Source organism: Halomonas campaniensis (assembly GCF_002211105.1).
Lineage (GTDB): Bacteria > Pseudomonadota > Gammaproteobacteria > Pseudomonadales > Halomonadaceae > Vreelandella > Vreelandella campaniensis_A.
Genome location: NZ_JPUA01000034.1, coordinates 598602 through 624967 on the forward strand (window position 1 = coordinate 598602; position 26366 = coordinate 624967).

At 54.4% G+C, this 26366-nt stretch carries 27 protein-coding genes and 1 riboswitch; of the genes, 19 read left to right on the top strand and 8 right to left on the bottom strand.

Features of this window, described 5'->3' with window-relative positions; translation table 11 throughout:
* The first annotated feature begins 82 nt into the window (after nt 1-82).
* From cyoA to cyoE, 5 genes are read left to right on the top strand one after another with little or no spacing between them, the layout of a single operon-like run.
* Nucleotides 83-1108, top strand: coding sequence for a ubiquinol oxidase subunit II (cyoA, locus tag JI62_RS15125; protein ID WP_088700933.1), 1026 nt, complete (start codon nt 83-85; stop codon nt 1106-1108).
* A 3-nt stretch (nt 1109-1111) separates the two neighbouring features.
* A complete protein-coding gene (gene cyoB, locus JI62_RS15130) occupies nt 1112-3106 on the top strand; it encodes a cytochrome o ubiquinol oxidase subunit I (protein WP_088700934.1) in 1995 nt (664 codons plus the stop codon).
* Complete coding sequence (gene cyoC, locus JI62_RS15135) at nt 3106-3726, top strand: cytochrome o ubiquinol oxidase subunit III (protein ID WP_088700935.1); 621 nt, start codon at nt 3106-3108, stop codon at nt 3724-3726. The genes cyoB and cyoC overlap by 1 nt, the downstream gene beginning before the upstream one ends.
* 1 nt (nt 3727) lies before the next feature.
* Nucleotides 3728-4048, top strand: a complete 321-nt coding sequence (cyoD, locus tag JI62_RS15140) for a cytochrome o ubiquinol oxidase subunit IV (protein WP_022520636.1) — start codon at nt 3728-3730, stop codon at nt 4046-4048.
* On the top strand, nt 4006-4929 hold the full coding sequence (gene cyoE, locus JI62_RS15145) for a heme o synthase (protein ID WP_088700936.1): 924 nt from the start codon (nt 4006-4008) through the stop codon (nt 4927-4929). The genes cyoD and cyoE overlap by 43 nt, the downstream gene beginning before the upstream one ends.
* Nucleotides 4930-5018: 89 nt before the next feature.
* Here cyoE and pta read toward each other — a convergent pair whose 3' ends face one another.
* Both pta and JI62_RS15155 read right to left on the bottom strand, forming a co-directional pair.
* Complete coding sequence (gene pta / locus JI62_RS15150) at nt 5019-7202, bottom strand: phosphate acetyltransferase (protein WP_088700937.1); 2184 nt, start codon at nt 7200-7202, stop codon at nt 5019-5021.
* The gene (locus JI62_RS15155; RefSeq protein ID WP_088700938.1) at nt 7199-8383 is read right to left on the bottom strand and encodes an acetate/propionate family kinase; all 1185 of its coding nucleotides are present in this window, start codon (nt 8381-8383) and stop codon (nt 7199-7201) included. Before JI62_RS15155 ends, pta begins: the two co-directional genes overlap by 4 nt.
* Before the next feature lie 190 nt (nt 8384-8573).
* Here JI62_RS15155 and JI62_RS15160 point away from each other — a divergent pair, with 190 nt between their 5' ends.
* The 5 genes from JI62_RS15160 to JI62_RS15180 all read left to right on the top strand — a co-directional run bounded on the left by JI62_RS15160 (nt 8574) and on the right by JI62_RS15180 (nt 12791).
* A complete protein-coding gene (locus tag JI62_RS15160) occupies nt 8574-9494 on the top strand; it encodes an EamA family transporter (RefSeq protein WP_088700939.1) in 921 nt (306 codons plus the stop codon).
* A gap of 77 nt (nt 9495-9571) precedes the next feature.
* Nucleotides 9572-10081, top strand: a complete 510-nt coding sequence (locus tag JI62_RS15165; protein WP_088700940.1) for a porin family protein — start codon at nt 9572-9574, stop codon at nt 10079-10081.
* A gap of 247 nt (nt 10082-10328) precedes the next feature.
* Nucleotides 10329-11390, top strand: coding sequence for an HlyD family secretion protein (locus JI62_RS15170; RefSeq protein WP_088700941.1), 1062 nt, complete (start codon nt 10329-10331; stop codon nt 11388-11390).
* A gap of 31 nt (nt 11391-11421) precedes the next feature.
* Nucleotides 11422-12468, top strand: coding sequence for a DUF2955 domain-containing protein (locus JI62_RS15175; RefSeq protein WP_088700942.1), 1047 nt, complete (start codon nt 11422-11424; stop codon nt 12466-12468).
* Between the two features lie 137 nt (nt 12469-12605).
* Nucleotides 12606-12791: a CsbD family protein gene (locus JI62_RS15180; protein ID WP_088700943.1), complete on the top strand. Its 186-nt coding sequence runs from the start codon at nt 12606-12608 to the stop codon at nt 12789-12791.
* 128 nt (nt 12792-12919) lie between these two features.
* On the opposite strand, the gene JI62_RS15185 is transcribed toward JI62_RS15180, so the two are convergent.
* From JI62_RS15185 to tenA, 3 genes are all read right to left on the bottom strand, one after another.
* Complete coding sequence (locus tag JI62_RS15185) at nt 12920-14632, bottom strand: hypothetical protein (protein WP_088700944.1); 1713 nt, start codon at nt 14630-14632, stop codon at nt 12920-12922.
* Nucleotides 14633-14868: 236 nt separating this feature from the next.
* Entirely contained in the window at nt 14869-16758 is a 1890-nt protein-coding gene (gene thiC / locus JI62_RS15190) for a phosphomethylpyrimidine synthase ThiC (RefSeq protein ID WP_088700945.1), read from the bottom strand.
* A gap of 35 nt (nt 16759-16793) precedes the next feature.
* Nucleotides 16794-17477 carry a thiaminase II gene (gene tenA, locus JI62_RS15195; RefSeq protein WP_088700946.1) on the bottom strand — a complete coding sequence of 228 codons (684 nt, stop codon included), beginning with the start codon at nt 17475-17477 and terminating at the stop codon, nt 16794-16796.
* 81 nt (nt 17478-17558) lie between these two features.
* Nucleotides 17559-17690: riboswitch (TPP riboswitch) on the bottom strand.
* A gap of 129 nt (nt 17691-17819) precedes the next feature.
* Between tenA and JI62_RS15200 the strand changes: the two genes are divergently transcribed.
* Entirely contained in the window at nt 17820-18422 is a 603-nt protein-coding gene (locus JI62_RS15200; protein ID WP_088700947.1) for a class I SAM-dependent methyltransferase, read from the top strand.
* On the opposite strand, the gene JI62_RS23230 is transcribed toward JI62_RS15200, so the two are convergent.
* Nucleotides 18397-18633, bottom strand: a complete 237-nt coding sequence (locus tag JI62_RS23230) for a phage integrase N-terminal SAM-like domain-containing protein (protein ID WP_205737535.1) — start codon at nt 18631-18633, stop codon at nt 18397-18399. The genes JI62_RS15200 and JI62_RS23230 overlap by 26 nt on opposite strands.
* Before the next feature lie 724 nt (nt 18634-19357).
* Here JI62_RS23230 and JI62_RS15215 point away from each other — a divergent pair.
* From JI62_RS15215 to JI62_RS15225, 3 genes are all read left to right on the top strand, one after another.
* Entirely contained in the window at nt 19358-19885 is a 528-nt protein-coding gene (locus JI62_RS15215) for a hypothetical protein (RefSeq protein ID WP_088700949.1), read from the top strand.
* 32 nt (nt 19886-19917) lie between these two features.
* Complete coding sequence (locus JI62_RS15220; protein WP_088701350.1) at nt 19918-20634, top strand: SDR family NAD(P)-dependent oxidoreductase; 717 nt, start codon at nt 19918-19920, stop codon at nt 20632-20634.
* A 118-nt stretch (nt 20635-20752) separates the two neighbouring features.
* Complete coding sequence (locus tag JI62_RS15225) at nt 20753-21184, top strand: acetyltransferase (protein ID WP_088700950.1); 432 nt, start codon at nt 20753-20755, stop codon at nt 21182-21184.
* An 87-nt stretch (nt 21185-21271) separates the two neighbouring features.
* Here JI62_RS15225 and JI62_RS15230 read toward each other — a convergent pair whose 3' ends face one another.
* Together JI62_RS15230 and JI62_RS15235 are read right to left on the bottom strand one after the other, a co-directional pair.
* Nucleotides 21272-21568 (bottom strand): type II toxin-antitoxin system RelE/ParE family toxin, encoded by a 297-nt coding sequence (locus tag JI62_RS15230; RefSeq protein WP_088700951.1) that lies wholly within the window; start codon nt 21566-21568, stop codon nt 21272-21274.
* On the bottom strand, nt 21568-21807 hold the full coding sequence (locus JI62_RS15235; RefSeq protein WP_088700952.1) for a type II toxin-antitoxin system ParD family antitoxin: 240 nt from the start codon (nt 21805-21807) through the stop codon (nt 21568-21570). The genes JI62_RS15230 and JI62_RS15235 overlap by 1 nt, the downstream gene beginning before the upstream one ends.
* A 663-nt stretch (nt 21808-22470) precedes the next feature.
* Between JI62_RS15235 and JI62_RS15240 the strand changes: the two genes are divergently transcribed.
* The 5 genes from JI62_RS15240 (at nt 22471) to JI62_RS15260 (ending at nt 26341) form a co-directional block, all read left to right on the top strand.
* Nucleotides 22471-23055: a hypothetical protein gene (locus tag JI62_RS15240; RefSeq protein ID WP_088700953.1), complete on the top strand. Its 585-nt coding sequence runs from the start codon at nt 22471-22473 to the stop codon at nt 23053-23055.
* Nucleotides 23056-23244: 189 nt separating this feature from the next.
* The gene (locus JI62_RS15245; RefSeq protein ID WP_088700954.1) at nt 23245-23892 is read left to right on the top strand and encodes an alanyl-tRNA editing protein; all 648 of its coding nucleotides are present in this window, start codon (nt 23245-23247) and stop codon (nt 23890-23892) included.
* Between the two features lie 250 nt (nt 23893-24142).
* On the top strand, nt 24143-24874 hold the full coding sequence (locus JI62_RS15250) for a helix-turn-helix domain-containing protein (protein WP_088700955.1): 732 nt from the start codon (nt 24143-24145) through the stop codon (nt 24872-24874).
* An 88-nt stretch (nt 24875-24962) separates the two neighbouring features.
* Nucleotides 24963-25850, top strand: coding sequence for an aromatic amino acid exporter YddG (gene yddG / locus JI62_RS15255; RefSeq protein WP_088700956.1), 888 nt, complete (start codon nt 24963-24965; stop codon nt 25848-25850).
* Nucleotides 25847-26341: a GNAT family N-acetyltransferase gene (locus JI62_RS15260; RefSeq protein ID WP_088700957.1), complete on the top strand. Its 495-nt coding sequence runs from the start codon at nt 25847-25849 to the stop codon at nt 26339-26341. The genes yddG and JI62_RS15260 overlap by 4 nt, the downstream gene beginning before the upstream one ends.
* Nucleotides 26342-26366 lie beyond the last annotated feature (25 nt).

Here is a 26366-nt window from a genome sequence, read left to right on the forward strand (position 1 = left end):
AGTATGGGGTGGTAGTTAGCCTGCTATGTTTTTTGTCGCGTGGCTAGCTAGTGTTTTAAACAACCTCTGACGAGATCACACCATGCAACGACGCTCACTTTGGCGCAGGCGAGGCACGCTAGTGCTCCTTGCGCTGTGTCTGTTTCTAGCAGGCTGTAGTTCAGCGCTGCTAGACCCAAAAGGCCAGATTGGCGCTGAGCAGCGCACACTGATTCTCACCGCCTTTGGCCTAATGTTGATTGTGGTTATTCCTGTGATTGTCATGACGCTGCTGTTTGGCTGGCGTTACCGGCGAAGTAATAGCCTGGCTAAATACACGCCTGATTGGGCGCACTCCAATGTGATTGAGGCGGTGGTGTGGCTCGTACCTTGCGCAATTATCGCTGTACTCGCCCTGTTGACCTGGAAGACCTCCCATACCCTTGATCCCCACAAACCGCTGGAAAGCGATGTGGCGCCGATCGAAATACAGGCGGTGGCGCTTGATTGGAAGTGGCTGTTTATCTACCCCGAGCAGGGTATTGCCAGTGTTAACGAAGTGGCCTTTCCGGTGGATACACCGGTGCGCTTCCGGGTCAGCTCAGGCTCAGTGATGAACGCTTTCTTTATCCCCCATCTTGGCAGCCAGATTTATGCCATGGCGGGCATGGATAACGATGTCCATCTGATCGCTAATGAAATTGGTAGCTACCCTGGTCGTTCCACCAACTACAGTGGCGCGGGCTTCTCTGGCATGACTTTTGAAGCCAAGGTGACGACGCCTGCTGATTTTGACGCTTGGGTTGAAACCGTGCGCGGCGCCCCGCAAACGCTGACTTACCCCGAAGGTTATGAGGCGTTGGCTGAGCCCAGCGAATCGAATCCGGTGGAGTACTTCTCAGCGATTTCGCCTTCGCTGTATGAAAGCATCTTGAAAAGTTTCCATACCGGCAGCGAGCACGATATGGGCGGCGGCCACCAGATGGGCAGCGACCATGCTAAGCCACACGATGGCGAAAGCGCTCACGCTACTGATCATGCGGCCGAATCAGGCCATGAAACCAATAACCATGCTAGTCAGGATAATGCCATGCGCAGCCATCCTTCTAGCTTAGAAGCGGGAGGTTAAGTCGTGTTTGGAAAACTCACGTTAGAGTCAATTCCCTACCACGAGCCGATCATCATGGTCGTCGCGGCCTTTATGGCCATTGGTGGGATCGCACTGTTTGGTTTAATCACCTATTACCGTAAGTGGGGCTGGCTGTGGAACGAGTGGTTTACCTCCGTTGACCATAAAAAGCTCGGCATTATGTATTTCATCGTCGCTCTGGTGATGCTGCTGCGTGGCTTCTCGGATGCGATAATGATGCGCACCCAGCTGGCGATGGCCGCCGGGGATGCAGCGGGCTATTTGCCGCCTCACCACTACGATCAGATCTTTACTGCCCACGGCGTGATCATGATCTTCTTTGTCGCCATGCCCATGGTCATCGGCCTGATGAACCTGGTGGTGCCGCTGCAAATTGGTGCCCGCGACGTTGCCTTCCCTTTCCTGAATAACTTAAGTTTTTGGCTGTTTGCGGTCTCCGCAATACTGGTCAATATTTCGCTGGTAGTGGGCGAATTCGCAGCTACCGGCTGGCTCGCTTACGCGCCGTTATCGGGGATCGAGTTCAGTCCCGGGGTGGGGGTCGATTACTGGATATGGGCGTTGCAGATATCCGGGATAGGTACGACGCTCACCGGTATCAACTTCTTCGTCACCATTATCAAAATGCGCACCAAAGGCATGACGATGTTCCGCATGCCGATCTTCACCTGGACCTCGCTGTGCGCCAACGTGCTCATCATTGCTTCCTTCCCAATTTTGACCGCGACCATCGCACTGCTAACGCTGGATCGCTATTTGGGTATGCACTTCTTCACCAATGATTTTGGCGGCAACATGATGATGTACGTCAACCTCATCTGGGCCTGGGGCCACCCGGAAGTTTATATCCTGATTCTGCCTGCCTTCGGCGTGTTCTCTGAAGTAATTGCGACCTTTGCCCGTAAGCGGCTGTTTGGCTACGCCACTATGGTATGGGCGACCATTTCAATCACCTTGCTCTCGTTTGTGGTTTGGTTGCACCACTTTTTCACCATGGGGGCGGGCGCCAACGTCAACGCCTTCTTCGGCATTATGACGATGATCATCGCCATCCCCACCGGGGTGAAAGTGTTCAACTGGCTGTTCACGATGTACCGCGGCAGCCTGGAGTTGACGTCGCCGGTGCTGTGGACGCTGGGCTTTATTATCACCTTTACCCTAGGCGGTATGACCGGCGTTATGCTTGCGGTGCCCGCGGCCAACTTTGTGCTGCATAACAGCCTGTTCGTTATTGCGCACTTCCACAACGTCATTATCGGCGGCGTGGTGTTCGGCATGATGGCGGGGCTTACCTACTGGTTCCCCAAAGCGTTCGGCTTTACGCTCAGCGAAAAGTGGGGCAAGCGTTCGTTCTGGTGCTGGTTTATCGGTTTCTACGTTGCCTTTATGCCGCTTTACGTGCTGGCCTTCTTTGGTGCCGTACGCCGCATGCAGTCTTATCCCAACACTGAGTGGCAGCCGTGGATGATTCTGGCCTGGGTTGGCGCGGTGATCATCATGTTGGGCATTGTCTGCACCATTATTCAGTTCTGGGTCAGCATCCGCGACCGCAAGCAAAATGCGGATGTCACTGGTGACCCCTGGGATGGCCGCACCCTGGAGTGGTCAACCTCTTCACCTGCACCGTTCTACAACTTTGCGCGCCTGCCGGAAGTGGGTGATATCGATAGCTTCTGGTCGCAAAAACAGCGTAGCAACGAGCAGTTGGAAGAAGCCCCCTACACCGATATCCATATGCCGCGTAATACCGTGGCCGGGCCGGTTATCAGCTTCTTTGCACTGGTCATTGGTTTTGCCCTGGTATGGCATATCTGGTGGTTAGCCGGCGTCGGCGCTGTGGGTGTGTTCGTCAGCTTTATGGCGCGCGTGTTTAATGACGATATCGACTACTACGTTCCTGCTGCTGAAGTTGAGCGCATCGAACGTGAGCATCAACTCAAATGTGAACAAAAACTAGGCGTGGAGGCGCAAGCGTAATGTCGACTGATACGCTAAATCATAGCTCGCACCACCCGGTAGAGCACGAAGAAGAGCATCACGATGCCTCGGGCACAAAGCTGTTTGGTTTCTGGGTCTACCTAATGAGCGATTTGGTGATCTTCGGATCACTGTTCGCCACTTACGCCGTGCTGATGAGAGGCACGGCGGGTGGGCCAACCGGCGCTGATATCTTTGAATTACCGTTGATTCTTTTCGGTACCTTTGCGCTGCTGATCAGTAGTTTTACCTTCGGCATGGGCGTTTTGGCAATGCATGCCAATCGTGTAGGCCAAGTAAAAGTGTGGCTGATCATTACCTTCCTGCTGGGCTTGTGCTTCCTGGGGATGGAAATCTATGAATTCCAGCACCTGATCCATGAAGGGTACGGTCCGGATCGTAGCGGCTTTTTGTCGGCCTTCTTTACTCTGGTAGGCACCCACGGGTTGCACGTTACGTTCGGCATGATCTGGATTCTGGTGATGCTGGTACAGCTGTCGACCAAAGGGTTGAACGATATGACCCGGCCGAGGATTTTGTGCCTAAGCCTGTTCTGGCACTTCCTCGATATTGTCTGGATCTGTGTCTTCTCATTCGTCTATCTGATGGGAGTGTTGTGAGATGAGTGCAAGTTCAACCAATGCCCATGGCAGCGTTAAGTCGTATGTGACAGGACTGGTATTGTCGCTGATACTGACCATTATCCCCTTTGCGGTGGTGATGAGTGGCGCTTTTAGCGTACTGGCTACCGTGATTGTGATAGCCGTGACCGCGGTGTTGCAGATCCTGGTGCAACTGGTCATGTTTATGCATATGAGTACCAAAGCCGACGAGGGCTGGAACCTGATGTCCTTCGTCTTCACACTGACGATTCTCGTCCTAGTGGTAGGAGGCTCGCTGTGGATCATGCAGCATCTGCATCTCAACATGATGATCGGCTGATTTCAGCACCTAGCCGCTGGCGGGATCTGCTCGAGCTGACCAAACCGGGCATTATCGGGGGCAACCTGATTGCTACGCTAGGCGGCTACTTTCTGGCCGCCCAGGGACAGTTCGAGTGGCTCAGCTTTGTGGCGGTCATGGTGGGGATTGCATTAATCATTGCGTCGGGCTGTGCGTGTAACAACGTCATTGACCGCGATATTGATGCATTGATGGCGCGTACGCGCCATCGCCCCCTGGTCAGGGGCAGCATTTCCATCACTCAAGCGCTGGGCGTTTCGGCGCTGCTGGGTGTGTCGGGGGTGGTGTGTCTGGCGCTGGGCACCAACGGGCTAACCGTTGCCTTGGCAGTCATTGGCTGGGGCGTGTATGTGGGGCTGTATAGCCTCTATATGAAACGCCGCTCAGAGTACGGCACTTTGGTAGGCAGCCTCTCCGGCGCGATGCCGCCGGTGGTGGGCTACTGCGCCGTGACGGGGCAGTTCGACAGCGGTGCCATTATGCTGCTGGTTATTTTCTGCCTGTGGCAGATGCCGCACTCCTATGCCATTGCGATTTTCCGCTACGCCGATTATCGCCGCGCCTCGATTCCGGTGCTGCCGGTGGTGCGCGGGGTCAAAATGGCCAAACACCATATTCTTGGCTATATCGTGGCGTTTATTCCCGCTTCGCTGGCTCTAGGGCTGGCGAGCCAGGCGGGTGCTGGGTATCTGTGTGTGGCGCTGACCATGGGTGGCTACTGGCTCTACTTGGCGCTACGCGGCTACCGTTTAGACGACGATGTGCGCTGGGCCAAGCAGGTGTTTGGCGTTTCCATTTTGACCATCACCGCGATGAGCTTAGTTATGGTGCTGGAATCGATGGTGCCGATGTGGGTTTAGCTCGCACCTACTGTTAAGTAGTCAAGCCAAACGCCCCAAGCAGATAACTGCTCGGGGCGTTTTTTTTGAGTAGGAGAAAGTTATGTAACTTAACTTTCCCGCTGGCTGGCCTGGATGGCGGTCAGCGCAATGGTATAAACGATATCGTCGACTAGCGCGCCGCGGGAGAGGTCGTTCACTGGCTTGTTTAAGCCTTGCAGCATGGGGCCAACGCTCACTACACGGGCACTACGCTGCACCGCTTTGTAGGTGGTATTGCCGGTGTTGAGGTCGGGGAATACAAATACGGTGGCTTTACCCGCCACCGGCGAGTCGGGGGCTTTCTGCTTGCCCACGCTTTCGATGGCGGCGGCGTCGTACTGTAGCGGGCCGTCGATGGCCAGGTGCGGTGCGCGCTGTTTAGCGATACGGGTGGCTTCGCGCACTTTATCCACATCGGCGCCGGTGCCGGAGTCGCCGGTGGAGTAGCTGATCATGGCCACTCTGGGTTCTATGCCAAAGGCTTCAGCGGAGCGGGCGCTTTGCAGGGCGATCTCCGCCAGGGTTTCAGCGTCCGGGTCGGGATTCACCGCGCAGTCGCCGTAGACCACCACCTGTTCCGGCAGCAGCATAAAGAAGATCGACGAGACTTGATTATACTCCGGTGCGGTTTTAATCAACTGGAAGGCGGGACGTACGGTGTTGGCGGTGGTGTGCACCGCGCCGGAAACCAGCCCGTCGACTTCATCCAACTGCAGCATCATGGTGCCGAGTACCACGTTGTCTTGCAGCTGCGCTTCGGCGGTTAGCTCGTTGAGTTTGCCACGCCGACGCTCGACCATGGGGCCAATATAGCGCGCACGGCTGCTCTCCGGGTCGATAATCGTCAGCGCTTTGGGCAGCGTCAGCCCGCGGTTACGCGCCACATTTTCGATATCGTCGCGCTTACCCAGCAGTACGCAGTCGGCAATGCCGCGGCGCTGGCAGATAATCGCCGCTTCGACGGTGCGCGGCTCATCGCCTTCTGGCAGCACCACGCGCTTTTTAGCCAACTGGGCGAGTTTAACCAACTGGTGGCGAAACGCTGAAGGTGAAAGGCGGCGGGTATAACCGCTGCTCAGGTGGGCTTTCAACCACTCAAGATCCATATGGGCTGCGACGTAACGGGCCACCTGTTCGGCGCGCTCGAAATCGTCCATGGGGATTTCGCTGCTTAGCTGGCTCAAGTTCTGGGCTGTGGTCAGGCTGTCGGTCTCTACTGCCAATACCGGTAGGCCCGTTTTCAGCGCGGGGCGACACATTTCAATCATGCTGTCGTTAGGCATAAAGCCGTTGGTCAGCAGTACGCCCGCTAGCTGAACACCGTTCATGGTCGCCAGTGCCGAGGCGAGCACTACATCGTCGCGGTCGCCGGAGGCCACGATTAGGCTGCCAGGAGTGAAAATATGCAGCGCGTTAGCAGCGCTGCGGGCGCAGAGGCTGGTGGAGAGTACCCGGCGGCTGGCCGCCTCGCCTTCGTTCAGCAGCTTGGCGTTAAGCGCTCGGGCCACATCCAGGGTGCGCAGGGCGCTAAGGGTTTTGCTGTAAGGCACCACGCCGATCAAGTGGAATTTATCGGTCGCCAGGGCGGGAGAGTACTGGCGTAGCTCAGTCAGCACCGACTCTTCCAGCTGTGGTTTGAAGGTGCCCGGCGCGGCAGAAAGGTCATCTTCCTGAGCATAGGGTAGGTGCTTCATGCGCATCAAAATGCCGCCTAGGGTGCGGCTGGAGCTAACCCCACCAAAGCTACGGGCGTGCATATCCAACTGTTCGGCCAGGGCCTGGGGCTCGTTTAAGTCTCCGGTGCCCACCAGGATAATCCGCGCATTCAATGCATTGGCAAGCTGGGCGTTGGTTTGGGTGGCGTAGGTGGTGTGCTGGGTAGGCACTACGCCCTCTACCACGACGAGGTCTAGGGTGCTGCCATCGCGGTGGGCCTGCTGGACAACCTGCTCATAGAGCTCGACGGCATTCTCCATCAGCTCATCGGTTTGGTCGTCGCGCAGTAGTCGCTCCAGGCGTGCCTGAGAGATCGGCGAAGGCGGGCGCTGGTTAAGCGCCCGGGAGACAAGCGCGGTGGAGCGATCCAACCCCGGGCCGTTCAGCTCGTTCTGCATAAACGGCTTTAGAAAGCCGGCTTTCAGGCCGATGGTATCCAGCGCTTGAATTAACCCCAGGCAGGCGGAGGTAAGTCCAACGCCCTCACTGGTGGGCACTAACAGAATCGCTTGTGGCTGGTCGGGGTGGGAAGTCATACACGTGTCTCTAGGCAGTGGCGGGTTTCCATGGCAATGCGGCCCTCTTCATCGGTAGGAATCACCCATACCTGCGGCCCATCATGACCAGCGCTATCCAGCTTGCCCTCTTTGCCGCGGATAGTCGCTTCGTTAGCGTCGTTATCCAACACAAAACCGAAGTGGGGCATCAGCGACAGCACATGACGGCGCACTATAGGTGAGTTTTCGCCGATGCCACCGGTAAAGATGACCCCGTCTAACTGGGGGAGTGCACAGGAGAGCGCCGCTAACGATTTGGCAATACGGTAACAGAACACCTCCATGGCTAACTGTGCGGTGGCGTGCCCTTGTTCAGCGGCCTCCTCAATTTCGCGCATGTCGTTGGTTAAGCCTGAAAGGCCCAGTAGGCCGCTCTCTTTATTGAGCACGTTGTCGATTTTGTCTAACGACCAGCCCAGTTGACGGTGCAGATGGGCGTGCAGGCCAGGGTCAACGTCGCCACTACGGGTGCCCATTACCAAGCCTTCCAGCGGGGTAAGACCCATGCTGGTATCCTGGCTTTGATTGTTCCAAACCGCGCTGGTGGAGCAGCCATTGCCCAAGTGGGCGGCCAGCCAGCCGCCTGTGCCACGGCTACTCAGCTCCCCCGCCCGTTGACTAACATAAGCGTGGCTGGTGCCGTGAAAGCCATAGCGGCGAATGCCATGCTCAGCGTAAAGGTTTTCAGGCAGCGCGTAACGGTATGCGCGGGGCGGCATGGTTTGGTGGAAAGCGGTATCAAACACGGCCACTTGGGGCAGCTCAGGAAAGACGTTTTGGGTCGCCGCAATGCCCGCTAGATTGGCTGGATTATGCAGTGGCGCTAGCGCCGCGGTAGTTTGAATAGCCGCCATAACACTATCATCGATAAGCGCGGCCTGGGTGAAGTGCTCGCCGCCATGCACGATGCGATGGCCTACCGCCGCCGGTAATCGGCCCTCCATACGCTCAAGGATGGTGCTAAGCGCCTGGGTATGGTCGGCTCCAGGAAGTGGCTGAGTAAAACGTTCACCGGCACTGTTTTTGCCCTTTAAGCGCGCCTCTTCGCTACCCAAACGTTCAGCTATGCCTTCGAGTCGCGGTGCCTGAGGGTCTGAGTCAATCAACGCGTATTTAATCGAGGAGGAACCGCAGTTAATTACCAGCACCGGTGCGTTCATAAAAACCTTTTCGCTAGGAGGTTAGTGAGCAAAGAGATAGACTTTAGTTTAACATGCTGCGCTGCGGAAAAGCAGCGCCTGAATTTCGTTAGCCTTCTATGTAAAAGAGAGGCATGCTGGGCTATTGATGGCTACACGCCTGGTATTCACCTTACACCTTCTTACTCCCTTAATGAGCCGTTCTGTTCTTATGTCAGCGTCCCCTTTGCCGAAACTACTACCGCGCCACTTGGCCATTCTGTTAATGATGACGGTGGCTACCATGTTTGCCGCCAATCATGTCTCGGCGCGGCTGGCGTTTGATAATGGCACTGGATTGTTACTGGCAGTATTGACCCGCTCAGGGGTGGCCTGCCTGATTTTGGTGGCACTCGTGATCGTGCAGAAAAAGCGGCTCTGGCTGCCTGCGGGGAGTTGGCCTTGGCAGCTTGCGGTGGGGCTGTTAATCGCGATTCAGAGCGTTAGCCTCTACTCGGCCGTGGCCAGGCTGCCGGTGGTGATTGCGCTGCTACTGGTCAATACCTTTCCGATTCAGCTGGCACTGCTTAGTTGGGCGCTGGGCGGCCCGCGGCCGACGCTGCGCAGTTGCCTGATTATGGGCACCATTCTAATCGGCTTACTGGTGGTGCTGGATATCCCTTCATGGATCGCCAGCGCCGATGGCATGGGGCCAGGGTGGATCGCGGGCATTGGGTTTGGATTGATGGCGGCCTTCGTCTTTGCCTGCGCGCTGTGGGTCACCGAACACCGCCTGGCGGGTGTGGGCAGCACGCTGCGCAGCCTATTGACCATGCAAACGGTGTTTATCGTCATGATCATTGGCGGCATCGCCGGAGTGGTACCTGGGGGAATGAGCCTGCCGGATAACAGCACTGGCTGGCTGGGGCTCACGCTGCTCGGGCTGCTCTATGGTTCGGCGTTCTCAACGCTGTTTATTTTTGTGCCACGACTCGATATGGCACGCAACGCACCAGTGATGAATATCGAACCGGTGGCCTCCTTGGTGCTGGGGTACTTCGTGTTGGGGCAAATGCTCAGCCCTGGCCAACTGGTCGGCGGGGCCGTCGTCGTTGGGGGGATTGTCGTGCTGAGTTTATCCAAGGGGCGGTAAATGTTTGCGTTCTCCATAGTTATGAACCACAATACAAACGTGTAAGGAAACACTGTTTTTTAACTGAGGTACAAGCTATGAAGATGTCTCTATTGTCACTTACATCGGCGGTACTCCTGGTGGGTGCAGGCGCATTTGCAACGAGTGCTCAAGCACAACAGTCCTTCGGTTACCCGCAAGCTTACCTGGGTGGCGATGCCATGTTCTGGAGCCTGGATCCAGACAGGGGCCCTTCCCGTGATGACGTGGGCTTACGCCTGCGTGGCGGCGCTCAATTTAATGACTACTTTGCGCTGGAAGGGCATTTAGGCACGGGCGGTTCAGATGGTGGCGCTGATCTGGATCATCTAGCTGGCGCTTATGCAAAAGGGATTTTCCCGGTGGCGCCTGAAGTGCGGTTATACGGTTTAGCGGGCTTCACAGAAGTTGAGGTTAGTAATAACCGGGAGAGTGATTTCTCCTACGGTGGCGGCGCTGAAATGGACGTAGCCCCCAATTTGTCGGTGAATGCAGATTACATGCGCTACTTGGATAAATCTGACTACACCTTTGATGCGGCCAGCGTTGGTCTACGTTATCGGTTCTAAATCGTTGGCTTGAACGTGTAGCGAATCACTAAGCACTCAGTACTCAGCCCTGTGGCCTTTATGCCATGGGGTTTTTTGTTTTTATAAGCTTGTTATAGCGCGTTGGTGCAGTGAATAAGTACATATATATTGTTAGCAAGCTAATTAATTGTTAGACTAAAGTCCCCTATGCTATTTCCTACACGATACGCGCCCGTAAAGAGGCGCTGGCCAGGCAGTTGCCTGGTGGCTAACAAGTGAGTCCTGCATGACCCCTGATCAAACATTTGCCCGCTGGGTGAAAATAGCCCTTGCTGCCTTTGTATTGCTTTTTATCTATTTTCTGGTGGCCGATAGCTTTATGCCCATGACCCCCGAAGCGCGGGTGATGCGGCCGGTAACGCGTATAGCGCCCGAACTGAGTGGCCCAGTGAGCGAAGTGTTGGTGCGTGATCACCAACATGTGGCTAAAGGTGATGTACTGTTTCAGATCGACCCGACGCCGTTTCGTTTAGCCGTTGAGCAGGCGCAACTTAATCGCGAACAGGCCGAGCGGGAGAATGCCCAGCTGGAAGCGGAGCTTACCTCTGCCCAAGCGGAGTTGGCATCCGCTGAGGCGACGGCTGCCGAGCGTCGGGGTGAGCTACATCGTGCCGAAACCCTGGTGGCGCAGCAGAGCGTATCGCGCCAACAATATGAGCAGCAGGTGGCTGCTGAGCGTACCGCACAGGCCAGTGTGGCGGCAGCCAGGGCTAAAATAGTCAGCCTGGAAGTGCAATTGGGCGATGCCGGCGAAACGAACCTGCGTTTGCGCCAAGCGGAAAACACGCTCTCCCAAGCGCAGCTGGATCTTGCCCATACTCAGGTGCGCGCCGCGCAAGCCGGGAGTGTTTCCAACCTGCAGCTAGAGGTCGGTGACTATGTTCAGGCGGGACAGCCCGCGGTAGCGGTAGTGGCGGATGCGGTCGATATCATTGCCGATTTTCGTGAAAAGAGTTTGCGCCATGTGGCGCCTGGTGATGCAGCGCGGATAGTATTTGATGCCTGGCCGGGGCAGGTATTTAATGCCCAAGTGCTCGCCATGGATGCCGGTGTCCGCGAAGGGCAGTTGGCTGCCGATGGGCAACTGGCCGATATTCCCACCACTGATCGTTGGGTGCGCGATGCCCAGCGTATGCGCGTACACTTGGCGCTCACTCAGCCCATCGCGAACTTATTACCCAGCGGCGCCCGTGCCACGGTACAGCTTCAGCCCGGTGATGCTGTGCTGGCCAAGCCTTTTGTATGGTTACAGGCACATCTCATTAGCTGGCTGCACTATGTGTATTAAAAAAAGATTGGCCAGATCGCGACCCCCTAGCATGGCGGCCACCAAGCGCAAGCCCGAACTCTCAAAGAATGGCTTGCGTCAGTGCCTTAGAGTGGCCGGGGGCGGTACGCTTGGGTTTATAGTTAGCCAACTGATGGGCTGGAACTACGGTGTGTTTTTTACCGTTTTCCCGATGTTTTTACTGGGCATGGTGCCGGTACTCAATGGGCATATCATTCGGCAGTTTTTAGCCAATGTATCGATCAACGTGCTCGAAGTCAGCCTGGTGGTGGGGCTACTCAAACATATGCCGGTAGTGATGACCCTGGTGGTGCTGGGCATCTTTCTATTTCGCTTTAACCTGATGGCGAAAGGGCCGCTGTTTCTGTTTGGCGCCAATGGCGTGCTGACACTCAGCATTCTGCTGCACTTCGCCAGTTACCCTAATGTGGACTTGAGCGACCTACTGGCCAGTAACCTCGTTGCCAGTGGTTTAGCAGTGTTTATTGCCATGTTGATGCATACGCTGTTTCCCGATGTAGAAGCTCGTCAGCCGCCACCGAGAGCCTCTAAAACTTCCTCGCAAATTCGCCACGAAACCCTCATTGGAGGATTAACCGCCACGCTCTCGTTTGTGGTGTTTCAGGTGTTCGACTTGCAAGGGTCGCTTTCTGCGCAGATGGCCACCATCCTGGTGCTGTTTACGCTGGGGTACTCTGGAGCGAAAGTATCCGCCGCCAAACGAGCCGTAGGAACGCTGCTGGGGTGCAATTTGGCGCTACTCATGCAGTTGCTGCTATATACCCAGAGCCACCATTTTTTGCTGGTGGTGTTGCTCTACTGGCTGGGGTTAATGCTTTTCGCTCGGGAACATATTCATGAAGGGGGAGGTTCGGGGATCGGCTTTGGTGGGCTGACCACCTTGGGGATTCTGTTTGGCCAGTCGCTAGGCCCGCAGCAGGATTTGGTGTACAGCGCGCTCTATCGGTTCTCGTCAATGAGTGTTGCACTGACCCTCACGCTGCTGACCATGGCTTGTTTACACGTTGTGTTAAACCGCTGGACGCCAACGCGGTTACCCGTAAGCAACCGGCCATAAAAATCCTGACATCAATAAATCAGCGCAACTTTTTTAATACAGGCTACTCTGATGAGTGTGCCGACATGTGATTAGCCGTGCTATTGGCACCTTTCACATACGGTACTTTCCCTACTAACGGATTAGAGGTGTTCGTCATGGCAACTGGTAAAGAAGATAAAGCGAAAGGAACGGCCAATAAAGCAGCAGGTAAAGTGAAAGAAGCCGCGGGCAAGGCAACGGGTAGCACCAAAACAGAAGTCAAAGGTAAGGCCCAGCAGGCGAAAGGCGAACTGCAAAAAGGCAAAGGCGATGCCAAGGAGAGCCAGAAAAAACAGCGCTAGTTATGTAATACTGATACCAACAGGGGGCTTCGGCCCCCTGTTGGCGTTTATGCGGCTTTCAAGCCCCCGCTAATATTGATCAATCGTTTATATCAGCGGGTTCTTCGTAGGGAATGAACTGTCAGGTATCAATTCAATTCCAGCGAGAAACTCATTTCAACGCCAGCGTCATCCACTCTGAACCAGTACTCTGTGTTCTGGTAAGCGTCACCATATTGCTTGAGCACTTCAATATCAGATGCCGTTATTTCTTCGGACGCTGTCTGCTCCATAACATTGGCCAGGGCCTGATAAAACTCGCCTGTCATATGACCATGAAATAGCAGATCACGCTCCGAAGTAGGGGCTTGTAGCTCTGACTGCAGTGCCGCTGAATCGCTAACACCCACGCCTAACGCAACCGCTGTGTCAGACATGGCGGCGTAGAGCGGGGGTGAGTCAGGTGGCAGCATCATGCTCTCGACCTGCCTGGCTTTTCCGCCGGGTTCAAGCCCAAGGGCCCCTAGCTCCGGCATGAAAGCGCTCACTGTAGACAGTAGCCCCAGCGGGTTTTGTGAGGCGAGAGTGAGGATGCCAATACCGTTGGGTGCACCGTTTTTCATCGTTAGACTGTCAATGCGAGCATTGAAGCCAGACAACGACGGGCCAATCATCATGGTGATCGGGTTGTTGATCGCCATGTTAATTTCATTCCAAGTGCCGTTTAGCTCCTGCAGTTCATCACAGCTGAACGGGTTTTGACGCACTTCCTGCGCATATTTTTGAACGGTTTGAAGCAGTACAGGCAGATCCAGGCCCAATCCAAAGCTGGCCATTCCATCTGTGCTGCCAAGGCCCGGAACCTGTGTGGTCAGGGCGCGTAGATCGCCGACAATCTGCTCATCGGTTTCCAGGATGAGGTTCATCTCCATACGGTCGAGGTTGTACTCACGCATGCCCATGACAAGACCAGGGAAGCGGCTGGTGATACGGTCAATATCTGCCTGGCAGGTGGAGAGATCCAGAGGTTCCCCATCGACGGCATTCATCAACGCTTGAGTACCCGAATGCGTAGGGCTGCTTAGCTCATCAAATAGCCGAGAGGAGTCAATCTGCCCAGCACCGTAAGGTGTGAAGTCATGGCGCTGTTCAAGCTCTGCCAGTGCATCGGTATCACCGATACTGCTGTCAGGCAGCGTTTTACCCAGCACCTGCGCTAGCAGCTCTTCGCTGGCATCCTGAGGCACCACCGATACCAGTAGCTGCTGGTCTTCAATGACTAGAATGGCCTGGAGAGGGCCCTCAGGTGTTAATACCCAGTAGTCTGTACCGTTAGTACTGCCCGTACGTGGGGTGATGTCTGCTTTGGTCAGGATGCGCTGCAGTGTTTCACGAAAAGCCTCTTCATCCTGCAGCTGCATACGCATAACAGGTAAGATACCCAGCCCATAGAAAGCCGCCTGAGGGCTCATCTTGAGGCCCAGCGCATGCACATCTTCCAGTGATTCAACCCCGACTAGCTCTTCACCCATGGCGATTAACAGCGTCATCATCGAATGCAGTACTTCGTCGTCTTCTATCTCGGGCAGCGTGTTGCGCAGTTCATCCAGATCCGACTCAAGGGTCGTCATGGGCTGCATACGCTGATAAAGATCAAAGGCATCTTGCTCAGGCAAGGCTTCGCGCGTTGCCAGGAAGTAGGGTGAGTTAGCCGGAACGTATTTCAGCATTGGTGCAGCGTTATTTTTCGGCGCTTCCTCTTGCGTTGCCGCTTCGGTTGGCTCGTTATCATCGCTGCAGCCGCTGAGCAGGCCAGCGCTGAATAGGGCAAGGGTAACCGCTATGGAAAGTTTGGTTTTCATCTGGAATCAGTTCTTTGAAAGGTATTGGTTTTAAATGGGCCGTGTCTGACAGAGCACTCGTAAATGGGAATCATACACGAGCAATGTATAATTAACCTCTACTTAAGCGAAAATTTATTATTACTTCAGAGCTGATTGAGCAAGGGGAAGGTCAGAAAATTATGCAGAATAAGGGTGGCCCTTGAGTTTTGCTAAGGCTCAAGAGCCACACTCCACAGCGATCCTGTTAAGTAGACCTACACTTCCTGATACAGCTCGCTGCCTTTCTGGCGAAACTTCTCTGCCTGCTCTTCCATGCCTTTCATCACCGCTTCCTGGTCGCCGTTTAGCCCGTGCTCATTGGCGTAGTCGCGAACTTCCTGGCTGATCTTCATGGAGCAGAACTTCGGCCCGCACATGGAGCAGAAGTGGGCCACCTTGGCGGAGTCTTTGGGCAGTGTTTCGTCGTGGTATTCACGGGCGGTGTCTGGGTCTAGGCCCAAGTTGAACTGGTCTTCCCAGCGGAACTCGAAGCGCGCCTTGGAGAGGGCGTTATCGCGCCGCTGAGCCGCCGGGTGACCCTTGGCCAAGTCTGCTGCGTGGGCGGCAATTTTGTAGGTGATAATGCCGGTTTTGACGTCGTCTTTATTGGGCAGGCCCAGGTGCTCCTTGGGCGTCACGTAGCAGAGCATTGCGCACCCAAACCAGCCGATCATCGCCGCCCCAATACCCGAGGTAATGTGGTCGTAGCCGGGGGCGATATCGGTGACCAGTGGGCCGAGGGTATAGAAGGGTGCTTCGTCGCAGTACTCCAACTGCTTATCCATATTCTCTTTTACCAGATGCATGGGGACATGGCCGGGGCCTTCGATCATCACCTGCACATCGTGTTTCCAGGCGATATGGGTCAGCTCGCCCAAGGTTTTTAGCTCCGCCATTTGCGCTTCATCGTTGGCATCCGCCACCGAGCCGGGGCGCAGGCCGTCGCCGAGGGAGAACGCCACATCGTACTGCTTGCAGATCTCGCAGATCTCCTCGAAGTGGGTGTACAGGAAGCTCTCCTGGTGATGGTACAAACACCACTTGGCCATGATCGAGCCGCCACGGCTGACAATGCCAGTGACGCGCTTGGCGGTGAGCGGCACATAGCGCAGCAGCACGCCCGCGTGAATGGTGAAGTAGTCCACACCCTGTTCGGCCTGCTCGATCAGCGTATCGCGAAACACTTCCCAGGTGAGGTCTTCGGCCACGCCTTTAACCTTCTCCAGCGCCTGATAAATAGGCACCGTGCCAATCGGCACCGGTGAGTTACGCAGAATCCACTCGCGGGTTTCGTGGATGTTCTGCCCAGTGGAGAGATCCATGATGGTGTCCGCGCCCCAGCGGATGCCCCAGGTCATCTTATCCACCTCTTCTTCGATAGAAGAGGTCACCGCGGAGTTGCCCAGGTTGCCGTTGATCTTAACTAGGAAGTTGCGGCCAATAATCATCGGCTCGCTTTCCGGGTGGTTGATGTTATTGGGAATAATCGCCCGCCCACGGGCTACTTCATCGCGCACAAACTCGGGTGTGATCTCTTCCGGTAGGCTGGCGCCAAAGCTCTGGCCTTTATGCTGGTGGCCCAGAATACGCTCCACTTCTGCGCTACCTAGCGCTTGGCGGCGCTGGTTTTCGCGGATGGCAATAAACTCCATTTCCGGAGTGATAATCCCCTGGCGCGCGTAGTAAAGCTGAGTGACATTCTTGCCCGGTTTAGCCCGCCGTGGTGTGCGGGTTAAATCAAAGCGCAGCTGAGCAAGGGTAGGATCGTTGGCGCGACGGTTGCCGTAATCAGACGTGGGGCCGGTCAGGAACTCGGTGTCGTCGCGCTCTTCAATCCAGGCACGGCGCAGGGCGGGTAGGCCTTTGCGTAAATCGTTGATAGCGTCAGGGTCGGTGTAGGGGCCAGAGGTGTCGTACACCAGCAGCGGCGGATTCTCTTCATCAATGCCGGTGGTTTTGGTGGGCGATAGCGAAATTTCCCGGAACGGCACGCGAATATCCGGCCGCGAGCCCTCAATGTAAACCTTACGTGAGCCGGGCAGTGGTGCAATGGCAGCGGCATCGACCTGGGCAGTTTCGGCTAAAAAGTGGCTGGTTTTGCTCATTACGGTCTCCATAGATTGATTGTTGTGGTACTGCATTAAGCCGTCAGGTCTTGGTCTATCAGCGCTAGGCCCATCTGCCAGAAGTCGATTTCCAGGCGGGTAGCATCACGGAAGATTTTGGCAAGCTCAGCAAAGCGGGCAGGGGTAACGTCAGCCAATCGGGTATTGAGCCACTCAAGTTCTGATTGCATGGCGGCTTGAAACTCTTCGCCTTCGTACATGGCAATCCAGGCATCAAAGGGGTTTTGCGTGCCGCGCAGGGTAGAAGGTTGAGCGTTTAGCCAATTGGCGATTTCGCCATAGCCCACCAGGCAGGGGGCCAACGCCACGTGCAAATCGAGCAGGTCACCGCGGTTGCCGGTATCCAATACATAGCGGGTGTAGGCCAGCGTCGCCCTGGCTTCAGGAAGCGCTTCCAACTCCTGTTCGGAAATCCCCCACGCCTGGCAGAAGCCCACGTGCAGGCCCAACTCCACATCTACAATGGCTTTCAAGCCTTCATGGGCTTGGCGAAGATCGGCAAGGGTGGGGCTTTTATAGGCAGCCAGCGCGTAGGCGCGGGCGAAGTGAATCAAAAACAGGTAGTCCTGCTTCAAGTAGTGGCGAAACGATGCTTCAGGCAGCGTGGCACTGCCCAACTGACGTACAAAATCGTGCTCAATATAGGCGCGCCAATCGTTATGGCAGGCGGTGGTGAGATCAGTAAAACAGTAGCCCATGATGCCTCCGGTGGTACAACGAACCGGCGCACGGGCGAAGGGAGAGTGAGTTGGGGCAAGCTATCAGGTGAAAACGGTGCACCCCAACCACCGCTTGATTCCTACGCCGGTACTAGCCGGATCAGGTTCAACGGGCCCCGCCGTGACGACTTGCTGTAGCAGCCAGTCGTATAGCGATCTCAGCCGGTTCCACCGGCACCCCGTCAAGCAGTATTCAGGGCAGTGTAGGAGGCGGGTGGGGGAGATGCAAGGGGGTAGTTGCCGAAGCTGTGTGTTAGTTTTAATTCGATAGTGCCATCAAGACACATCCTCACGGCGTGATGTGATACGGGAATACCGACATTGAAAAACAGACACGGGGCGGGCTGGGAAGCCTTCTACCAAGCCCATCAAACACGCGCCGCTTCCCCGCTGTTAAGGCGCGCTCTAGGTGATGAATGCTTACCCATCGGTAACGGCCACGCCGTCGATTTAGGCTGTGGCAGCGGTATCGAAACGGCCATGCTGTTGCGGGCGGGCTGGAGTGTTCTGGCAATCGACAAGGAACCCCAAGCCATTGCACGCGTCGAGGCATTGAAAGCCGAGCAGCTTTCTGCTGACCTGACGGTCATGCACTCGCCGTTCGAGGAGTTGAAAAGCCTAGCACCTTCAGCACTCATCCATGCTGGGCTAAGTCTACCGTTCTGTGAGCCAACGCACTTTACCGCGCTGTGGGACAAGATCCTATCAGCGCTGGAACAGGGAGGTGTCTTCGTTGGCCACCTCTTTGGCGACAGACACGACTGGGCTACACATTCAGCAATGAGCTTTCATTCACAGCAAGCAGTGGAGGAGCTGTGTGACGGCTTGAATATCGAGCTTTTACGTGAAAGCGAGGGCGAGGGTGGGCTGGTCCCGCACCACTGGCATCGGTTTGATCTTATCTTGAGAAAGCTGGTCGTTTGATTGAATACCAAGTGTTGGGTGGCGGCTGCCACTGCCTTTCGATGGTCAGATACTCCAAAAACTGCCGTACTTCATGACCTGCTAGGGTGGCAGGGTGCCGCAAGTTATTGAACCGAATGTAGAAGCGAATCCAGTAGCAATAGGTTTTCTCGGTACTAAGGCTGTAGCGCTTGGCCCTCATGGTGGCCTTGACACGTTCCATTAGTTTCATGGGGGAATGCCTCAATAACGCTGTTCATAAAAACAGTATTATTGAGGCGAGCAAAACGCGCAAGCCCGCGAGTTTTGGCTACATTGCCGAAATTCTCTTTGCACGCTGTAGAATCAATGAGGTAGATTCAATTTGGTGGCTATGAAACCTCAGTCATTGTGATGTCACGTTCATTGAGGTTTCATGGCAGGGCGTATAATCACTGTTAACTGAATCATGAATCCGAACGAATGGAAGCAAAATGGAAGCGTGTCGATTTGGAGCTACGAAGGAAATCCTCGTAACTATCCTGGATGGCATTTGAATTGTGATGAGGCCGGCGTGGCGTCGTTACGGAGTCTTGTTGCGTCCCTTGCTAATTCTCAGGAGCTGGCAAGAAGAACTGTTTCAGTTACAAGGCCGGCACAGGAGCAGCTTGCTGTTCCAAATTGTTCGGCTAAGCCCAGGTCTCCCGAGAAGCTAATCTTAGAGGTATCGTCTAAGTGGTTCATAAGCGAGGCCGAAGATAAGGTTGTGCTAGGTTTCTCCTTAGAAATGGCCATAGAGCTAGAAAGTGGGCTTCAGTCACTCTCGCAGGGTGATGGAGATTACTATATTGGCGAAAAAGGGAGTGAGCTGTGGTTCTGGTGGTAGCAGTTAACAAGTGGCGCCAGGCAGACCAAATTTGCGCTTCAGCGTCGCTCAATTTGCCTGCTGCGCCGGGCGTTAGCCTAAAGGGGATTTCGTGGAATCAGTCGAGACGCCGTTAGGATGCATCAAGTTTGAAGCAAAGGTGAGTGGCAGTACGAAGATCAAGATACTGGATCTGCCTTGCACGCTTTCAAACGGGATGACCTTAGATCGAGTAGTGACGTGTGTTCTGTTTGTAGAGCCAGGTGTCGATGGTGCTGCTCTTACTTTCGCAGCTCACCTTGATAATGAAAGTCTCTCTGGATCGCCTGAGTCTGGCGAGTGTCTGGATTGTGTTACCTGGGAGTCTTCGAATTGGGCGTTGTCGCTAGGAACTGAAGATGGTGACGCTCTTTCTCAAAGACTAAAGATTTTGGATTCCGAATCGGACGAATACCCAATATCTTACTCTGGCTCAGGTCTTGAACTCCGACTCGCGGGGCTGGAACGGGGTAAAGCATTGTCATTTCACTTCATTGTCGCATACAAGAGGCTTCCTGATAGTCGGGAGTGCTCCACATGGTTCGCGGTCGATGTGCCGCATGAATTGGCTAACAAGGCCATGCACGCGACAAGCGCGTGATGGCAGCGTTAGGCAAAAAAGAGAGTTGGTTCATGAAGTTAATGGTCGTTGGGGCGAGTAAAGGCCTAGGTCGAGCTTTTGTAGAAGGGTTATGCACGGCTGGTGATAATGTTGTTGGTATTTCACGCCTGCGTCCGAAAGAGCTTAAGCTGCCTGATTTCGTTAGTCTTGATTGGATCGAAGCGGACCTAGGAACCCCTCTGGAGGCAGCCTTAGAGATTGAGCGGCAAGCTCCCCCGGAGCTGGATGTGCTGATATACAATCTGGGAGTTTGGGAAGAGACGGCTTTTACGGATGAGTACAAGTTTCTTGATGATTCTGATGAGAGCATTGTTGGGATGGTGAATATCAACATCACTGGAACCATACTGCTGCTAAAAAGGCTTATTCCCAAGCTTCTCAATTCCACTAATCCTCGATTGATTCTTACTGGTTCAACATCCGGGCTTCGCCAGAGTGGACGTCCGGAAGTTACGTTTGGCGCGTCAAAGTTTGCCCTGACAGGTATTGGTGACGCATTGAGAGAGGGTTTCCGAAAGGACGGTTTAGCGGTTACTTGTTTGCAGCTTGGCTACCTCAACACAGACGATGCTCTTTCTGTGCCATTGGATGAAGCCGCTCTCCGAGGTGACGGACAACTTGTACCCGTTCACGACGTAGTCAATGTTGTAAATACCCTCATTAACATGTCTAGCGCATCTTACGTCCGTGAACTTGTGCTGCCTGCTATATATGATGAACGGTTTTGACGTCTATTCAGCAGAAGCCTAACAATCGCAGTCACAGCGACGGCTTTTCCGCTGCGGCTTTGCCTTCACTACAAAGCCGCGCGTGCTGCGGGCGTTAAATTTTCAATCGGGTTTAGTGATGAATATTGAGATCGTAGAAAAAGCAGATCACCTTCAACTGATAGAAGTTTGGGAAGCGTCGGTCATGGCAACGCATGATTTTCTGGCTGAAGATGATCTACAGGAGTTAAAGCCGTTAATTCTGGAACAGTATTTTGACGCAGTTGATTTAAGGTGCGCTAAAAACGGCAACGGCGAAATTCAGGGATTCTGCGGAGTACATGACGGTAATATTGAGATGTTGTTCATCTTACCTGAGGCGCGCGGAAAGGACATTGGGGCCATGTTAGCGGCCCATGCTATCAAAGAGCAGGGAGCTTCAAAGGTCGATGTAAACGAGCAGAATGAACAGGCGCTAGGTTTTTACCAGCATATTGGCTTTAAAGTAACAGGTCGGTCACCAGTCGATGGTCAGGGTAAGCCTTATCCGCTGTTGCATATGGCGCTATAAAAATTTAACAAGGCCAGGCACGGCGATGTCTTTTTCGTTGCGGCTTCGCCTTCACTACAAAGCCACGCGTGCTGGCGGCGCTATGCCTTAAAGTAGGTGCCCTTCTGGTAACATCCGTTTGTGCAGGATGCGGATAACTTCAACAACATCATCGGTGGCTACTCGATAAAAGATGATATGGCTTCCTTGGGGGTACTGGCGGTAGCCCGGGCTAATCTTCTCGCAAGATTGCCCCAGGTTCGGATTTTCACCCAGTCGGTGGAAGCACTGGTCGAACTGAAAAATGTAGTGGTTTCGCTGATCCCGGCCCCATTCACGCTCCGTATACAGTGCGATAGATTTAAGGTCGGCTTTGGCCTTCCTGGAAAGCTTGAAATTCAGCATTAGCGCTTTTCGTTGTCTAGTTCGCGAATGAAAGAGCCATATGAGTAGTCTTCAAAACCACTGTCCTCGCCTTCTTTAAGCAGTTTGCGGAGCGTAGTCAGGCGGGTTTCGGACTCCTCAAGCAGGCGCAATCCTGCACGAACAACTTCGCTTGTTGAACTGTATCGGCCATTTTTGAGTTGTTCAGCAATGAAGGCATCAAAATGTTGGCCTAAAGTGATGCTGGTGTTCTTTTGCATGATGTCATCTCGCTAGTACCAATAATTGGTATATTTTGGTTCAGGTGGTAGAACAATGCAATCTACGCGACAAGCGGGTGATGGCGGGCGTAAGACGGATCCCCGTCGATTTATGCCACGCGACGAATTACACGTTAGGGCATGAACAACCCCTCTGCTGACACACGAACTCAAGAGCTGTACTCCAGAATTTATAGAATAACCGCAGCCCTTTGGATGACACTGTAGAAGTAGGAGGGTAAGCGCCAGTTTTAAAAAGCTGGGTATTGCGGAGAATATCTACCCAAAAGGCATTGTCGTGACCTCCGATACTGGCTTCGCCAATGACCAATTTATCGGGAATAAATTTGAACAGCCGCAGGTTGGCCTGGAGGGTGAGTCGCATGGATGAGACGAGTAAACCCATAAGGACGGGGCTCAACTGAAGCAGGAACTGAGGAGTCGGGATTTTCCTCAACCGTAATCGATACCGGCGTGCCGATGGAAAATCCGGCTTGTGCCAGCAAGAGGCTTTTCAGAAACATGAACGCTGCTACGCGCTTCCCGCTACAGGGCGTGCGTTTCGGGGTTAGAGTCCCAGTGCCCTTTACAGACTTTCAAGGAGCGATTATTCATAGTTGTACGCGTTACTCTAAAGTAGGTTTTATTTTTCCAGGAGGCACCATGCCCTTTACCAAACGCGGTGCAAATCTCGCCGTCACTCTGTTAGCAAGTCTGCTGGCCATCACCTTGATCGCCGGCTGCTCGAACCCGTCCTCGGACGCAGAGGAAGAGGCGGCGCAATCGTCGTCGACCTCGCCGTCAGCCGAGGCGTCCAATGATTCCGACAAACAGGAAGGCGCTGCTCCTTCGGGTCAGACGCAGGGCGGTGATGGTTCCGAGATTGCGCTGAACGCTCTCACGGAGGAGGACATGAATGAGGCCAGCCTTCCTGGGGAGCTGGGTTGCCAGTTCACCACGGATGACGGGGAGGTTTTACTGATAGCCATGGGCAATGTGGGGTCGTCCGATGCGGCGCAAGGGGTGGTCAAGGTCGCCGGTTATGTGGAGCGCGTGTCGGCACCTGGTGGCTTTAATGGCATAACGGAGTCTCCAACCTTCAGTGGTAAGGGCAAGACCGTCCACATTGAGGTCACCGGTGAGCCTACTGAAGGCGGGGAGTCGCCGCCAAGGCCGGCGACGTTGACGTATGACCGGGCCGACGGCGCTCAGCGTGATTGGCAGGGCGAGTGGCGTTGCGGGCCTTAAGGCGCTGGATGTCCCAAGATTTAAGCATCGCAAGGCGTATATTAGAGCTCAGACGATCATATCTGAGCAGCTAGCGGTCACTTATCATCAGCCAGGCACGCCGATGCCTTGTTCGTTGCGGCTTTCGCCTCCACTAACAAGGCGCGCATGCTGCAGCGTTAGATGCGGGGCTTTCAACTGAGGTGTGTCATGACACAAAAAGTATTTTGGCAAAACCCATACCAAACTGACCACGATACATTCGTTGCTTCAGTTGATGGAACTCAGATTACTTTGGAATCAACCATCTTTTTTGCCTTTTCAGGGGGGCAGGAGAGCGATTACGGAACTATTGGGGGTTATCCGGTTATTTCAGCAGTGAAAAAAGGTTCCGAGATCATCTACACCTTACCTGACGATCATCAGCTTGGGCTTGGCCAATCTGTCCACATAGAAATTGACTGGGAGAGGCGCTACCGGCTTATGCGTCTCCATTTTGCTGCCGAACTTGTTCTGGAGCTGTTTTATAAAGCGGTGCCAGGGATAAAAAAAAAAGTGGGTGCCCATATCGCCCAAAATAAAGCGCGGATAGATTTTGAGTGGCCTGAAAGCATATCTCCCATGCTGCAAGGATTTGCCGATGAGGCAAACCGAATTATTGAATCAGGGTTAACGATACAGACTGGCTTTGATGACAGTAAAAACGAACGCAGATATTGGGAGATTGAGGGGTTCTCAAAAGTACCTTGCGGGGGAACCCATGTCAGAACGACCAGTGAGATCGGGCCCATCAGGTTGAAAAGAAATAACATCGGTCGAGGTAAAGAGCGAGTCGAGATTTTATTAGAGACTCAATAGTCAAGTTTTCATTTTATGAAAGCTTCTGAGACTTGCGTGATGTCACACGCGTACTCTCACCATGCGGTCACCCAGACTTTCCTAAAATGGGTACACTCGTTGAAAGGGCACCGGTGCTTCTCTCATCATGCACAGAGCCTGGAAGCCCTCCATTTTCGTCCATCCAGCGGGCGTTACCCAAAGGCCCACGGCACAGGCCCGTTGAATCAGGTCAAGGAAGTGAATATGCCCACGATTGCCGAGTAAGGTTATGAAACATCCCAATATGGGGCTGCACATACGCACTTATGACGATGAAGTGAAACGTCATTCCCACGATCATCATCAACTGGTACTGCCCTTGGTCGGTACGCTGTTTCTGTCGATAGATGCCATGGCGGGGGAGGTGGCACAGCACCGTGCGGCGATCATTCCTTCAGGAAGCGTCCATGGGTTTGCTGCAACAGAAGATAACCGTTTTTTGGTGGTCGATTTGCCGGAAGGGCTGGCGCCTGCGCTAGATAAGCTGCCTTGTTTCGCCGAGCTTGATTTGGCACTGCGCCATTACATCCAGTTCCTACATGCTCAGGCCATGAGTGGGGCGGTGGCGGATGCTACCCAGCATCACATGCTGCTATTGCTGATCCAACTGCTGCAGGAGCGCCATGGAAGTCAATTGCAGCTGGATCGCAGGATTCACGCAGCGCAACAGTTTCTGGATGATCACTTTCAGCGACCGATTTCCATGGCCGAGGTAGCCAGTGTGGCCCATCTGAGCATTCGTCAGTTGAACGAGCTTTTTCGCCATCAGGTAGGTGTGACGCCTCATCAATATCTCACAGATGTACGGATGAAAGAGGCGTGGCGGCTTCTGGAGCAGTCAGGCCTCAGCGTTCAGCGGGTGGCTGATGCGGTGGGCTACTCGTCGTTATCTGCCTTCAGCGACCGCTTTAGACGCCACTTTGGTAAACCGCCTACCCACTTCCGCCGTCTCTCGACATAATTCCGCCAGGATTCAAAAGATCCTCATCGATGCTATGGATACGCTCTCCCGTTAACGCTAACGCACGACAATTTCGGGGGAGAGAGACATGGCAACCGTGAACGCCGCTACCTGGATCGGATCCATTTCCGTGCTGCTTTGGGGCACGTTGGCTTTGCTGACCAAGCTATCCGGCGGAGAGATTCCAGAGTTCCAGCTGATGGCCATGACTTTCGGCATCGCGTTTCTGTTGATGGGTGGGCGTTGGGTCTTGGCTGGCCATACGGGCGTTCGCTATATACGCCAGCCGCCGTTTGCCTGGTGTATCGGTATCGTCGGGTTATTCGGTTATCACTTTGCCTATTTCAAGGCGATGACGCTAGCACCGGCGGTGGAGGTCAGCCTGTTGGCTTACCTCTGGCCACTACTGATCGTTCTGCTTTCTGCCCTGTTGCCGGACGAGAGGCTGCGAGCTCAGTCTATCGTTGGCGCCTTGGTGGCACTGGTAGGTTGTTGGTTGTTGATCAGCCGAAATGCTGGAGGATTTGCTTGGGAGAACCTACCCGGTTATCTGGTAGCGCTGGCGTGTGCATTGATTTGGTCTTCTTACTCTGTGCTCAGCAGGTTGGTGCGTACAGTGCCAACGGATGCCGTCGGTTGGTTTTGTGGCGTGACGGCACTGTTGGCTTTAGGGTGCCATATGCTGTGGGAAGAGACGGTGTGGCCGGATGGCTTGATGCAGTGGGTTGGCGTGGTTGGGCTGGGCCTGGGGCCGGTTGGCATCGCATTTTTTACCTGGGACTATGGCGTCAAACACGGGAACATCCAGCTACTGGGCACCCTAGCCTACAGCGCGCCACTCATTTCGGTGGTGCTACTGATCCTGGCGGGATACGGCGAGGCCACGGCGGCCGTATTGAGTGCCAGCGTGCTCATCGTCATTGGTTCTTTGATCGCAGGTCGTGCGAAGCAGCGGGGCTCGCAGCGCCAGGAATGACGGCAACTGAGGTCGCTGGTGCTGCAACAGGCGACTTGCTGGCGTTATCTCCAGCTCCGTTAAGACCGAAGTGGCCACCGAGATTCAGTGTTCAAGATAGAGGGCAAGTTACTTATTCGTTAGCAATAATAGAAAACGCTTTGTTTGGCGCTAACACGACAACTAAAGCTCTGATTTGCAACTTCAATAACGAGCCTATTGGTTTTGCCGTTTATTTTTTCAACTTTTCAACATGGCTCGGCAAGCATGGGTTATATCTTGAAGATTTATATGTTTCTCCTGAGTATCGAGGCGTTGGTGCTGGCAAGGCGCTTTTGAAGTACCTTGCTAACATTGCTGTGTCGAAAGAGTGTGGTCGTTTCGAGTGGAGCGTGCTTGACTGGAATGAGCCCGCGATTCAGTTCTATGAGTCAATAGGTGCAAAGCCACAACATGAGTGGGTGGGCTACCGTTTGGCAGGAGAAGCGCTTGAAGCGTTTGCAGGTAGCTAACAACCCATTGTGACTTTGCGAAGCG